We start from the raw sequence: 13,120 nt of genomic DNA on the forward strand, positions 1-13,120 counted from the left end.
GATGGATGCAAGGGCGATTATAGCGCAGGTGCGCAAAGGCCAGACGCCCAAAGCGGCCGATGTGTCGGCCTTTGCGCAGGGGCTGGCGACGGGTGCCGTGTCGGATGCGCAAGCCGGGGCCTTTGCCATGGCGGTCTGTCTGAACGGGCTGTCGGACGCGGGGCGCGTGGCCTTGACGGCGGCCATGCGTGACAGCGGCGATGTGCTGGGTTGGGATCTGGCAGGGCCGGTTGTTGACAAACATTCGACCGGCGGCGTGGGCGATTGCGTGTCACTGATCTTGGCGCCGATGCTGGCAGCCTGCGGGGTCTATGTGCCGATGATTTCGGGGCGCGGGCTGGGCCATACCGGCGGCACGTTGGACAAGCTGGAGGCCGTGCCCGGCGTGAGCACCGACGTCAGCGAAGCGCGGCTGCGCGCCATCGTGGCTGAAATCGGCTGCGCCATCGTCGGTGCTACGGGGCGCATCGCGCCCGCCGACAAGCGGCTTTATGCGGTGCGCGATGTGACGGCAACGGTGGATTCCGTGGACCTGATTACCGCCTCGATCCTGTCGAAAAAGCTGGCGGCGGGGCTCGGCGCCTTGGTGCTGGACGTCAAATTCGGCAGCGGCGCTTTCATGAAAACCGAAGCCGAGGCACGCACGCTGGCGCAGGCCCTGGTCCAGACCGCACGCGGGGCAGGGTGCCCCACAGTTGCCGTGCTGTCGGACATGAACCAGCCGCTGGCGCCCAGCCTTGGCAATGCAACAGAGCTTGCGATCTGCATGGACATCCTGTCAGGCGCACCTGAAGCCGCGCCGCGTCTGGTTACCCTTGCTTTGGCGCTGGGTTGCGAGGCGCTGGGCCTTGCCGGCTGGCCAGAGGATAAGGCCCGCGCCGCGCTGGAACGTTCGCTGGCGGACGGGACGGCGCTGGACCGGTTTGCCCGGATGATTGCCGCCTTGGGCGGCCCGCCCGACATGGATCAGGACTGGCGCACCCATTTGCCGAAGGCACCGGTTACGCTGGCAGTAACGGCGACCGTCGCTGGCCATATCGCCGCAATTGATGGCGAGGCGCTGGGCTTGGCCGTTGTTGCCCTTGGCGGCGGGCGCCAAAAAGAGGGCGATCGCATTGACCCCGCCGTCGGTTTGACCGATGTGCGCAGTCTTGGCGACCGGGTGGCCGCTGGTGACGTGCTGGCGGTGGTGCATGCTCGCAACGATGACGCCGCGCAGGCGGCCTGCGATGCGGTCGCTGCGGCCATCACGATCGGTGCTGCGCCGCAGGTGGGCCCGCTGATACTGGACAGGATAACTTAGATGACACGTGCTTTTCTGGTTGTGATCGATTCGGTCGGCATCGGCGGCGCGCCGGATGCGGACAAGTTTTTTAACGGCGATCTGCCCGACACGGGTGCCAATACGGTTGCGCATATCGCGCAGGCACAGGCATTGACCGTGCCGATTTTGGATTCGCTGGGCCTTGGCGCGGCGGTGCGTCTGGCCAGCGGCGATGACGCGCCGGGCCTTGATGCCGATCCCATCGCCGCATGGGGAGCCGCGCAAGAGGTAAGTCCCGGCAAGGATACGCCCTCGGGTCATTGGGAACTGGCGGGTGTGCCGGTGCCATGGGATTGGACCTATTTCCCAGACACGCAGCCCGCGCTGCCGGATGACCTGACCGCACTGATTTGCAAGCTGGCCGGAACAGACGGCATCCACGGCAATTGCCACGCCAGCGGCACCGCGATCATCGACGCGCATGGTGCGGCGCATCTGCAGGACGGCTGGCCGATCGTCTATACCTCGGCGGATTCGGTGCTGCAGATCGCGGCGCACGAGGAAAGCTTCGGCCTCGACCGGTTGTTGCAACTGTGCAAGGATCTGGCCCCGCATTTGCACGCGATGAAGGTCGGCCGCGTGATCGCGCGGCCGTTCCTTGGCACGCCGGGCCAGTTCAAGCGCACGGCCAACCGCAAGGATTATGCCATTGCGCCGCCCAGCCCAACGCTGTGCGACAATGTGCAGGCGGCAGGCCGCAAGGTTTATGCTGTGGGCAAGATCGGCGATATCTTCTCCATGCGCGGCATTGATGAAAACCGCAAAGGCGAAGATCGCGCCTTGATGGGGCATCTGTCCGATCTGGTCGACACGGCCGAAGACGGGTCCTTCACCTTTGCCAATTTCGTCGAATTTGACAGCCTTTATGGTCACCGCCGCGATATTGCGGGCTATGCAGGGCATTTGGAATGGTTCGACGCCGCGCTGGGTGATCTACTGCCGCGTTTGCGGGACGGTGATCTGCTGATCGTGACCGCCGATCATGGCAACGATCCCAGCTGGCCCGGCACCGACCATACCCGCGAACAGGTGCCTGTGCTGGTGCACGGCATCGGTGCGCGCGCCCTTGGGCAACTTGCTTTCGTCGATGTGGCCGCCAGCGTGGCGGACCATTTGAATATTCCACACACCGGACCGGGAAAATCCTTTCTATGACACTGCGCACCCTACCAAAAGTCGAACTACATCTGCACCATGAAGGCGCGGCGCCGCCCGAATTCATCAAGGCGCTGGCGGCGGAAAAGAAGGTCGATCTTAGCGGCATTTTCGATGCCGATGGCGGGTATCTGTTCCGCGATTTCGCGCACTTCCTGTCCATCTATGACGAGGCATGCACCGTTCTGACCGGGCCGGAGGAATTCTATCGCCTGACCCGCGCCGTTTTGGCCGAAAGCGCGTCGCATGGCGTGATTTATACCGAAAGCTTTCTAAGCCCCGATTTCTGCGGTGGCGGCGATCTGGCGGCATGGCGCGATTATCTGGCCGCCATCGCGCAGGCCGCCAAGGACGCTGAACGTGATGACGGCATCGTGCTGCGCGGCATCGCGACGGCTGTGCGCCACCACGGGCCAGACGCCTGCAAAAAGGCCGCGCAGGTTGCGGCGGAAACAGCGGATGATTTCCTGACCGGCTTCGGCATGGCCGGCGCAGAACTGGAAGGGCGCCCGGGCGACTTTTCCTACAGCTTTGACATGGCCAAAGAGGCTGGCCTGCGCCTGACCGCCCATGCGGGCGAATGGGGTGGCCCTGACCGTATTCGCGAAACGCTGGCACTGGGCGTCGAACGCCTAGGCCACGGCATCAAGGCGATTGAGGATGCGTCATTGGTGCAGGAACTGGTCGACCGCGGCATCGTGCTGGAAGTGTGCCCCGGCTCCAACGTCGTGTTGCAGGCGGTGACAGGCTGGGATGCGCACCCGATCAAGCGTTTGCGCGATGCGGGTGTGCCGGTCACGGTCAGCACCGATGATCCGCCCTTCTTTCACACGACTATGACGGCAGAACTGGAAGGTTTGCAGAAAACTTTTGGCTGGGACGAGGCCGATTTCCGCGCCATGAATATCACGGCGGCCAATGCGGCGTTCTGCGACGCGGCAACCCGCGATGCGATGTTGAAAAAGATTGAGGATGCGGCATGACCGAATATCTGACCCACGTCACCCATCCGCTGGTGCAGCACAAGCTGACGCTGATGCGGCGCAAGGACACCTCGACCGCCGGTTTCCGCCAACTGCTGCGCGAAATTAGCCAGCTGCTGGCCTATGAGGTCACGCGCAACCTGCCGATGACGACAGAACAGATCGAAACACCGATGCAGGCCATGGATGCGCCGGTGCTGGATGGCAAAAAGCTGGTGCTGGTGTCGATCCTGCGGGCTGGCAACGGGCTGATGGACGGCATCCTGGAATTGATCCCCAGCGCCCGCGTTGGCTTTGTCGGGCTTTACCGCGACGAAGAAACGCTGCAGCCGGTGCAGTATTACTTCAAGGTGCCCCAATCACTGGAGGATCGGATGGTTATCGCCGTCGATCCCATGCTGGCAACAGGCAATTCATCCGTTGCGGCGATCGATCTGCTGAAAAAGGCCGGCGCCACGAATATCCGTTTCCTGTGCCTGCTGGCCGCGCCAGAGGGGATCGCCCGCATGAAAGAGGCCCATCCCGATGTGCCGATCGTGACGGCAGCCGTGGACGAACGCCTGAACGAGCAAGGCTATATCGTGCCAGGTCTTGGCGATGCCGGCGACCGGATGTTTGGCACCAAGTAAGCAAAATTGGCCTAGGCCGATTCTGTGTAGGGATTCGAAAATTAAGGCATTATCAAGGCGATAATGCCTTTACTTGCTTGGCATTGTTTGCGATCTTACCACAATATCTTGTGGGGGTTACTATGTCTGCGACCAATTTTGCCAATGCGATTGCTTTAGCAGCAACCATGGCCGCGGGTGTCGGTGTCAGTGGTGCTGCGGCGCAAAGCGTTCCGTTGCCGGCAGAGTTTCCACCCAGTTCCTATACAGGCACCCAATATGTCGACAGCAAGGGCTGCGCCTTTGTGCGGGCGGGCATGGACGGACGGGTGAATTGGGTGCCGCGCGTCGACCGCGCGCGTCAGCAATTGTGCAATTTCCAGCCGACAACTCTTCGCACGGCGGTGGTCCCAGATCCCTTGCCTGATGTGCCGATCATTACGGTCGATAATACGCTCGCACCGGTGACTGCTGCGCCGACACCGGTGCGTGCTGCGGCACCGCAAGCGCGCAGTGCCGCGCCCGCACCCGTTGCGGCCCCCGCCGCGATCAAGCCGGCCCCCGTGGCCCCGCCTGCAGTCGCCCCAGCCGTCACGCCCCGCGTCGTCAGCGCACCTGCGCCTGCCGCACCGCGCCGGATCACACTGGCAGAGGCTTGCGTAGGCAAAACCGGCGTGCAGCCCGGGTTCATCAGTGCCAGCACCCGCCAGCCGATTGACTGCGGCGGTGCACCGCAGGTCGCCGCTGTGATGCAGCCGCCGCTGCCCGCCGCATCGCCTGCGCCGCAGCGCCTGACGCTGGCGGCCGCCTGTGCACAGCAGGCCGCAACGGGCCGCACCTTGATCAATGCAGCGACCCGTCAGCCCATCATCTGCGATGTGCCTGCCAGCGCCGCGGTCGCCCAGGCGGCAGCACCTGTGACACAGCCCGCGGCCGCGTGCGGTATCGCCGGGTTCAACACCAGCGACCGCCATCCCTATCGCTGCGGCCCGCAGGATCTGTCGCCGTCGGGCACAACGACAGCCCTGGCCAGCACTGCGCTGCCGCGCACGGCAAAGGTTGCGGTTCGTTCGCAGCGGGCCGCTGTAAAGCCCCTGATCGGCGCAGGCCCTGTCCCTGCCTCTAATGCCCGCGCCAGCAGCGTGGCTGTGCCAGCCGGCTATGCGCAGGTCTGGGATGATGGTCGCATCAACCATCAGCGCGGCCTAGCTAAGACGCGGGCGAGCGTCAGCAGCCGCACCGCTACGCCCGCCGCAGTGCAGGCCCCCGCGGCAGCGACGGGTGGTCATCGCTATGTGCAGGTCGGCAGCTTTGGCGATCCGGCGAATGCGGCGCGGCTGATTGCTCGCCTGCAGGGGGCGGGTCTGCCAGTCGCCTCGGCCAAGTCGGGCAGCATCAAGGTGATCGCCGCCGGTCCGTTCCGGTCTGCAACCGACCTGAACCGGGCGCTGGGACTGGTGCGCGGCATGGGATTTGCAGACGCTTACCTGCGCAGCTAAGTTTACGGCCTGTGCCAACTAACAAACGGACGCTGCGGATCATCGCGGCGTCCGATTGCGTTCAGTTGTCGCAGATGGACTGCAGCTGCAACCAGGCGGCGTCCGTCAGGACCGGCTCTGGTTCTGCGCCGTTCAGGGGTTTTGCAGTCATCAGCCGCGCCCCGTTCTGCCCGCGCGCCGTGCGCAGTTCAGCATAGGGGGCGGTCGGGATTTTGGCGGCGGCGAAAGCGGGGATCAGCTGCGCCTCGCTGACCGGCGGCTGGCCTTGATCAAGCAGATAGGCCGCATAACTGGACAGCGCCGTATCGGGCAGGGTGCCAGAGGTCAGCAAATGCACCGTGGCGCGTAGGCCGGCATGGCGCAGAATATCCTGCACCGGATCATCAGCGCGGGTGCGCGATGCGACAATGTCGCCAGCGGTTACAAAGGGATCATCATAGCGGACCAGCGTGGCGCGATCGATAACAGTCAGATTGCCCGGCAGGCTGGCAGGCCCCGGCAGAACACCGGGCAGAATGATGACCTGTCCGGTGCGGTTCAAACCAAACAGTCGCGTTTGCAGCGTTTGCAGCGCCGCACGTCCCTGCGCGCCGCGGCAAGCAGGGCCGGTGCTGGCTTGCAAATGCCCCAGAACCGCGGCCCCCACCTGAGCCCGGCGCAGATCGCTTAACGATCCTGCGGCCTGATCGCGCAAAAGCCCCGGACCCCAACTTGCTGCCGCAACAGTCAACGCAAGCAATACGGCCGCCGTCAGCCCGTGGCGCAAACGTCCGCGCCGGGGCTTTGCCTTTACGATCTGGCCGCGCACCGTGTTGATCGCGTCGATCATAATCGGATCGTCGATTTCCAAAGACTCTGCCACATCCGCATCGGGTGCAAATATGGCAGGCACAACGCCTTGGTTTAGCTGAATGATTGCGGGCAAGGACCAATGCGACAGGGGGCGTCCGGCCGCATCAGACACCACAAGCGTGGCATTGCCGAAGGAAACGATCACCTCGCGCCGCTGCTCGCCGCGCGCGGCGCGCCACAGGCCCAGGCTTTCCAGTCTTTCGTATTGCGATAGTGCGGTCATATTGCCTGTCTTTTGTTAGCCGGACCCTAGCGCACGCAGCCGCGCACGCCTAGGGGGTGCGGCCCGCAAGCTTGCGCAATTCGAATTTCTGGATCTTGCCCGTGGATGTTTTGGGCAATTCGCAAAACACCACGCGCTTGGGGCATTTGAACCCCGCCAGACGGGCGCGGGTATGGGCGATCAGATCCTCTGCCGTGGCGGTGCGGCCAGCTTTCAGTTCGACAAAGGCGCAGGGCACTTCGCCCCATTTGTCATCGGGCTGGGCGACCACTGCGCACAGGCTGACGGCGGAATGGTGCATCAAGGCGCTTTCCACCTCGACAGAAGATATGTTTTCCCCGCCAGAGATGATGATATCCTTGGCCCGGTCGGTAATCTGGATATATCCGCCAGGATGCTGCACCGCCAGATCTTCGGTATGGAAATACCCGCCGGCAAAGGCCTTTTGCGTGGCCTCGGGATTGCGGTAATAGCCCTTCATCACCGCATTGCCGCGCATGACAATTTCGCCCTGCGTTTGCCCGTCGCGCGGCACGCCTTGCAAGGCTTCATCCACGACGAAAATGTCGTCCATCATCGGCATCAACACGCCTTGCCGCGCCTTGATCGCGGCCCGCTCTTCCGCTGGTAAGGTGTCCCAGGCGGAATTCCAGATGCATTCCGTCGCCGGACCATAGGTTTCCGTCAGCCCGTAAACCTGCGTAATATTGAACCCCAGCTCGCCCACCGCGGCCAGCAGAGGGGCGGCTGGCGGTGCGCCGGCGGTAAACACCTCGACTGTTTGATCGAACGGGCGGCGATCGGCATCAGCCGCGTTGGCGATCAGGTTCAGCACGATGGGCGCGCCGCCGAAATGGGTGACGCCGTGATCGGCAATCGCGGCATAAATCGCGGCGGCGGTGATATCACGGCAGCACACGGCGGTGCCGCCCAGCAGCGGCATCATCCAGGTGTGCGTCCAGTTGTTGCAGTGAAACAGCGGCACGATCTGCAGCATCACGGGGAACAGCTGCATACGCCAGGAAATCTGGTTGCCCATCGTCGCCAGATACGCACCGCGATGATGATAGACGACGCCCTTGGGCCGCCCGGTCGTGCCAGAGGTATAGTTCAGCGCAAGGCTTTCCCATTCGTCCTGCGGCATGACCCATTTAAAATCCGCGGCACCGCTGGCAACAAGATCCTCATAAAGGCGGTGCCGCCCGGTGGCGGGAATACCGGCCACAGCATCGGGCACTTCGATTAGGATCGGGGCGGGGGTGTCCATCAGGGCAATCGCGGCCTCTGCCAGCGCAATGAACTGACTGTCGATCAGGGCAACCTTGGCCCGGCTATGCCCAAGGATATAGGCAATCGTATCCGCATCCAGCCGGGTGTTGATCGTGTTCACAACCGCGCCGCAGGCAGGGGCGGCAAAAGACGCCTCCGACTGGGCGGGAATATTGGGCAGTAGCGTCGATACAACATCGCCTGGAACCACACCCAGCCCGGTCAGCGCATGGGCCAACTGGCTGATGCGGTCGCCATATGCGGCATAGGTCAGGGCGGTGTCGCCATAGACCAGCGCGATGCGATCCGCAAAAACATCCCGCGCCCGCCGCAGATGAGTCAGCGGCGTCAGGGGTACGAAATTCGCAGTGGTCTTGTCCAGCCCTGCCTCATCCATCATCCAGCCCATGTGCGATCCCCCTTCACCTTGATCCCCTTGATCGGCAGAGTGGGGCAGAGGCTAGAACTTGGCAATGGGGGGCCGTGATGACTGATGCATGCGCCGCGCGCCGATGATCCTGTCGCCGGGGCGGCGATATGCCTTCGTTCACATCCCCAAGACAGGCGGCACCGCCATGGCCCTCGCACTCGAAGCGCGGGCGATGAAGGACGACATCCTGATCGGCAATACCCCCAAGGCCAAACGACGCAAGGCACGCCTGCACGGCCTGACTGCGCCGGGACGGCTGTGGAAACACAGCCGGCTGCGCGATGTGGACGGGATCTGCGACATGACGGGTTGGCGTATCTTTACGCTGGTACGCAATCCGTGGGACCGGATGGTCAGCTACTATCACTGGCTACAGGCGCAAAGCTTTGACCACCCCGCCGTCACCCTTGCGCGCACAAGGAATTTCAGTGCCTTCCTCAACCACCCCCATACGCAAACCAGCCTGCTGGCCCAGCCCTATGCCTCCTATGTCACGGACGGCGCAGGCCGGATGCGAGCCACGGATTTCATTCGACTGGAACAGGCGAAAACCGATCTCGACCCTATCTTAGCCCACCTCGGCTTCCGCTTCGATCTGCCCATCGCCAATACATCGCAACGGGCAAAGGACTGGCGCCCCTACTACACTGACGCCGATGCCGCCCTGATCGCCCGGCTCTGCGCCACCGATATCGCCCGGTCAAACTACCGCTTCGACCCTGCACCATAACAAAGGACCGCAGCCAAAGGGCGCGGTCCTTTCATTCTTCTGGTTCCAAATATCCTGGGGGGTGAATTGGCCGCAGGCCAAGAGGGGGGCAAAGCCCCCCAGCCGGCGCGGGCGCATCCCGCGCCCGCAACCGCCATCAGGCGGCCTTGTCAGCCTTCGGCCCGAACCGTTCGTAAAAGCTCTGACCTTTGTCGGCCATTTCGCGAAGCAGCGCGGGGCACGCGAAACGGTCGCCGAACTTTTCCGTCAGCTGGTCGCACTGCTCTGCCGCATAAGGCGCACCGATGATGTCAAGCCAGCTGATCGGGCCGCCGGACCATGGCGCAAAGCCCCAGCCCAGGATCGCGCCGACGTCGCCTTCGCGGATGTCCATCAGCACGCCGTCTTCCAGGGCACGCACGGCTTCCAGCACCTGCGCAAACAGCAGACGGTGCTGCACGGTGATCAGGTCAGGCTGTTCCTCCGCAACGGGATATTGCACGGCCAGCTGGTCCCACAGGCCCGTGCGCTTGCCCTTGTCGTCATAGGCATAAAAGCCAGAGGCCGACTTGCGCCCCATCCGGCCCTGATCGGCCATGGCAAACAGCACCTCGTCCACCGCACCGTCCGGATAGGCATCGCCCATCGCCAGCTTGGTTGCCTTGGCGATCTTGACGCCCAGATCGATGCTGGTTTCATCCACCAGCTGCAGCGGGCCCAGCGGCATGCCAACCAGCTTTGCCGCGTTTTCGATCAGCGCAGGTTCCACCCCTTCGGCGACCATGCGGATGCCTTCGTTGATATAGGGGATGATACAGCGGTTGGCGTAGAAGAAACGCGCATCGTTCACCACGATTGGCGTCTTGCGGATCTGGCGCACGAAATCCAGCGCCTTGGCCACGGCAACATCGCCGGTGGCCTTGCCGCGAATGATCTCGACCAGGTTCATCTTGTCCACGGGGCTAAAGAAGTGGATGCCGATAAACTTTTCCGCGTCATTCGCCGCTGCCGCCAGCTCGGTGATCGGCAGGGTCGAGGTGTTCGTCGCAAAGATGCAATCGGGGCCAGTGACGGCCTGCACCTTCTTGGTGACCTCGGCCTTGACGGACATATCCTCGAACACCGCCTCGACGATCAGGTCGCAATCCTTCAGGGCGTCGTAATCTGTCGTGGCGTTGATCAGGCCCAGAACCTGCTCTTTCTTTTCGGCCGTGGCCTTTTTGCGGGCAATGCCTTTGTCCATATAGTCGGCGGTATAAGATTTGCCCTTGTCAGCCGCCTCTTGCTTGGCGTCAATTAGCACGACCTTGATGCCGGCCATGGCGGACACCAGCGCAATGCCTGCGCCCATCATGCCAGCGCCGATCACGCCAACCTGTTTGACCTTCTGATCCGGAACATCAGGACGGTTCGCGCCTTTTTCCAGCGCTTCCTTGTTGATGAACAGGCTGCGGATCATGGCAGAGGAAGACGGGTTCAGCAGCACATGGGTGAACCAGCGCGCCTCGATCTTCAGCGCGGTGTCAAAGGGGACCAGTGCGCCTTCATAAACGGCGGACAGCAGCGCCTTGGCGGCGGGATAAACGCCCATCGTGTTGCCGTTCACCATGGCAGAGGCGCCGACGAAGGTCATGAAACCGGCAGGATGATAAGGCGCACCGCCGGGCATTTTATAACCCTTCTGGTCCCACGGCTTGACGATGTCCGCATCCTTGGCCTGCAGCACCCAGGCTTTGGCGGCAGACAAAAGCTCCTCCGCCGGGACAACCTCGTCAATGACACCGGCGCGCTGTGCGGCTTTGGGGTCGTTCATCTTGCCCTGCAGCAGCAGGGGCGATGCGGCCATCGCGCCCAGCTTGCGGCCAATCCGTGTGGTGCCGCCAGCGCCGGGGAAAATACCGACCATGATTTCCGGCAGACCAATCTTGGCCTTGGCGTTGTCGGCGGCAAAAATGCGGTGACAGGCCAGCGGAATTTCCAGACCAATACCAAGCGCGGTGCCGGGCAGGGCGGCAGCGATGGGCTTGCCGCCTTTCAGGGTCTTGGGATCCATGCCCGCACGCTCGATCTTGCGCAGCACGGCGTGCATGGCCATGACGCCGTCAAAGATGCCTTGCGCAGGATCGTCGCTGTCGTCGCGCATCTTGGCGATGATGTTCAGGTCCATGCCGCCGGCAAAAGAGCCTTCCTTGCCAGAGGTGATGACGATGCCTTTGACAGCTTCGTCCGCCAGCGCCTGATCAACCAGGGCGTCCAGATCGGCAAAGCCTTGCTGGCTCATGACGTTCATCGATTTGCCGATGGTGTCCCAGCTGATGACGGCAACGCCGTCGGCGTCGGTGTTCATGGTGAAATCGGTCATGGGATAGTCCCTTTCAAGATAGTTTGCAGCGCAAGTGCCAGTCAGGACGGCGCGTTGCCTTGCGGTTTTGCGTGAAGCAGATGGCGGTGCGATCCCGTCATGCCGCTGATCAATTCGGTTGCCCGCCAACGCCGCCCCTGCAGCGTCAACGTAATGGTCGAGGTGAAGCCGGGAATAACCCGCTGCCCGTGACTCAGTGTTTCGGTCGTATATCCACCCTGGATCTGATCCTCGGTGACAAAGGCGGCGTGCTGCGCGACGCGGATCATGTCGGTGACCCGCTGGACCTCGAATAGCGTGCGCCATTGGTCAAACTTTTCGCGCAGCATGTCCCTTGTTTCGATAACCGAACGCCCCTGGTGGCTGACGGTCACGAGGGGGCAACCCATCGTGTCGGCCCAGCCATCGAAATCATTTGCAAAGACATGGACGATGACCTCGTCCAGCCAGGTTTGCAAAATGGCTTCGGCGTTCGGCCCTGTCATGCGTCAGACCCGTTCGATGATCGTAGCCGCACCCATACCGGATGCGATGCACAGCGTGGCCAGACCTGTGGATTTGCCAGTCCGCTCCAGCTCGTCCAGCAGGGTGCCGATGATCATGGCACCGGTCGCGCCCAGCGGGTGACCCATCGCGATAGAGCCGCCGTTCACGTTCACCACGGACGGATCGACATTAAACCGCTGCATGAACCGCAACACGACAGAGGCGAAGGCTTCGTTCACTTCGAACAGATCGATATCGGAAATATCCATGCCGCTGTCAGCCAGGATCTTTTCCGTCACCGGCACAGGACCGGTCAGCATGATCGTGGGATCGGTGCCGATCTTGGCCGTGGCGCGGATCACAGCGCGCGGCTTCAGGCCCATCGCCTCGCCCCATTCCTTGGACCCAATCAGCAAACCGGCAGAGCCGTCCACGATGCCGGACGAATTGCCCGCGTGGTGGATGTGGTTGATCCGCTCCAGATGCGGGTACTTCATCAGCGCGACTTTATCAAAGCCGGGCATACTTTCACCCATGTCCTTGAACGCAGGCTTAAGCCCGCCCAGCGACTGCATGTCGGTGCCAGGGCGCATGTATTCGTCGTGATCCAGGATCGGCAGACCGTTCTGGTCACGCACGGTGATGATCGACTTGGCAAAGCGCTTGTCGTCCCAAGCAGCCTTTGCGCGCCGCTGCAATTCAACGGCCAGCGTGTCGGCGTCGTCGCGGGTAAAGCCGTATTCCGTGGCGATGATATCGGCACTGATGCCTTGCGGCACGAAATAGCTTTCCATCGCGATGGACGGATCAACTGCAATCGCCGCACCGTCACTGCCCATAGCGACGCGTCCCATCATCTCGACCCCGCCAGCGATATAGGCCCGGCCGGCCCCGCCCCGGATCTGGTTGGCGGCAAGGTTCACCGCCTCCATCCCGGAGGCGCAAAAGCGGTTGATCGCAAGACCGGGAATGGATTGATCCAGATCGGATGCCAGAACGGCGGTCCGGGCAAGGCAACCGCCTTGCTCACCGACTTGGGTGACATTTCCCCAGATCACATCCTCGACGGCGTGACCTTCCAGATTGTTACGCTCTTTCAGCGCGTTCAGTACACCTGCCGACAATCGCGCAGAGGTTACCTCGTGCAGACTGCCGTCAGCACGGCCCTTGCCACGCGGAGTGCGTACGGCGTCAAAAATATAAGCTTCGGTCATGATAGG

Annotated in this window: 11 protein-coding genes; 6 read left to right on the top strand and 5 right to left on the bottom strand. The window is 62.7% G+C overall.

The features are described from left to right. Position 1: 1 nt before the first annotated feature. The 5 genes from SJY10_RS06375 (at position 2) to SJY10_RS06395 (ending at position 5,569) form a co-directional block, all read left to right on the top strand. A complete protein-coding gene (locus SJY10_RS06375; protein ID WP_386684549.1) occupies positions 2-1,303 on the top strand; it encodes a thymidine phosphorylase in 1,302 nt (433 codons plus the stop codon). Continuing rightward, positions 1,304-2,479 carry a phosphopentomutase gene (locus SJY10_RS06380; protein WP_386680670.1) on the top strand — a complete coding sequence of 392 codons (1,176 nt, stop codon included), beginning with the start codon at positions 1,304-1,306 and terminating at the stop codon, positions 2,477-2,479. Then, positions 2,476-3,462, top strand: coding sequence for an adenosine deaminase (locus SJY10_RS06385; RefSeq protein WP_386680673.1), 987 nt, complete (start codon positions 2,476-2,478; stop codon positions 3,460-3,462). The genes SJY10_RS06380 and SJY10_RS06385 overlap by 4 nt, the downstream gene beginning before the upstream one ends. Continuing rightward, complete coding sequence (gene upp, locus SJY10_RS06390; RefSeq protein ID WP_386680675.1) at positions 3,459-4,091, top strand: uracil phosphoribosyltransferase; 633 nt, start codon at positions 3,459-3,461, stop codon at positions 4,089-4,091. Before SJY10_RS06385 ends, upp begins: the two co-directional genes overlap by 4 nt. Positions 4,092-4,213: 122 nt before the next feature. After that, positions 4,214-5,569, top strand: a complete 1,356-nt coding sequence (locus tag SJY10_RS06395) for an SPOR domain-containing protein (RefSeq protein WP_386680678.1) — start codon at positions 4,214-4,216, stop codon at positions 5,567-5,569. 61 nt (positions 5,570-5,630) lie between these two features. On the opposite strand, the gene SJY10_RS06400 is transcribed toward SJY10_RS06395, so the two are convergent. Further along, positions 5,631-6,644, bottom strand: coding sequence for a hypothetical protein (locus SJY10_RS06400; RefSeq protein WP_386680681.1), 1,014 nt, complete (start codon positions 6,642-6,644; stop codon positions 5,631-5,633). Between the two features lie 49 nt (positions 6,645-6,693). Continuing rightward, positions 6,694-8,322 (bottom strand): AMP-binding protein, encoded by a 1,629-nt coding sequence (locus SJY10_RS06405; RefSeq protein WP_386680684.1) that lies wholly within the window; start codon positions 8,320-8,322, stop codon positions 6,694-6,696. 103 nt (positions 8,323-8,425) lie between these two features. Here SJY10_RS06405 and SJY10_RS06410 point away from each other — a divergent pair, with 103 nt between their 5' ends. Beyond that, positions 8,426-9,073 carry a Type II secretory pathway, pullulanase PulA gene (locus SJY10_RS06410; RefSeq protein WP_386684552.1) on the top strand — a complete coding sequence of 216 codons (648 nt, stop codon included), beginning with the start codon at positions 8,426-8,428 and terminating at the stop codon, positions 9,071-9,073. Positions 9,074-9,209: 136 nt separating this feature from the next. On the opposite strand, the gene SJY10_RS06415 is transcribed toward SJY10_RS06410, so the two are convergent. The 3 genes from SJY10_RS06415 to SJY10_RS06425 are packed head-to-tail and all read right to left on the bottom strand — an operon-like array spanning position 9,210 to position 13,114. Next, complete coding sequence (locus tag SJY10_RS06415; RefSeq protein WP_386680686.1) at positions 9,210-11,414, bottom strand: 3-hydroxyacyl-CoA dehydrogenase NAD-binding domain-containing protein; 2,205 nt, start codon at positions 11,412-11,414, stop codon at positions 9,210-9,212. A 41-nt stretch (positions 11,415-11,455) separates the two neighbouring features. Continuing rightward, the gene (locus SJY10_RS06420) at positions 11,456-11,899 is read right to left on the bottom strand and encodes a hypothetical protein (RefSeq protein ID WP_386680688.1); all 444 of its coding nucleotides are present in this window, start codon (positions 11,897-11,899) and stop codon (positions 11,456-11,458) included. 3 nt (positions 11,900-11,902) lie between these two features. Continuing rightward, entirely contained in the window at positions 11,903-13,114 is a 1,212-nt protein-coding gene (locus tag SJY10_RS06425; RefSeq protein WP_386680691.1) for an acetyl-CoA C-acetyltransferase, read from the bottom strand. Positions 13,115-13,120: the final 6 nt, after the last annotated feature.

The sequence above is a fragment of the Loktanella sp. R86503 genome (genome assembly GCF_042466455.1).
Lineage (GTDB): Bacteria > Pseudomonadota > Alphaproteobacteria > Rhodobacterales > Rhodobacteraceae > Loktanella.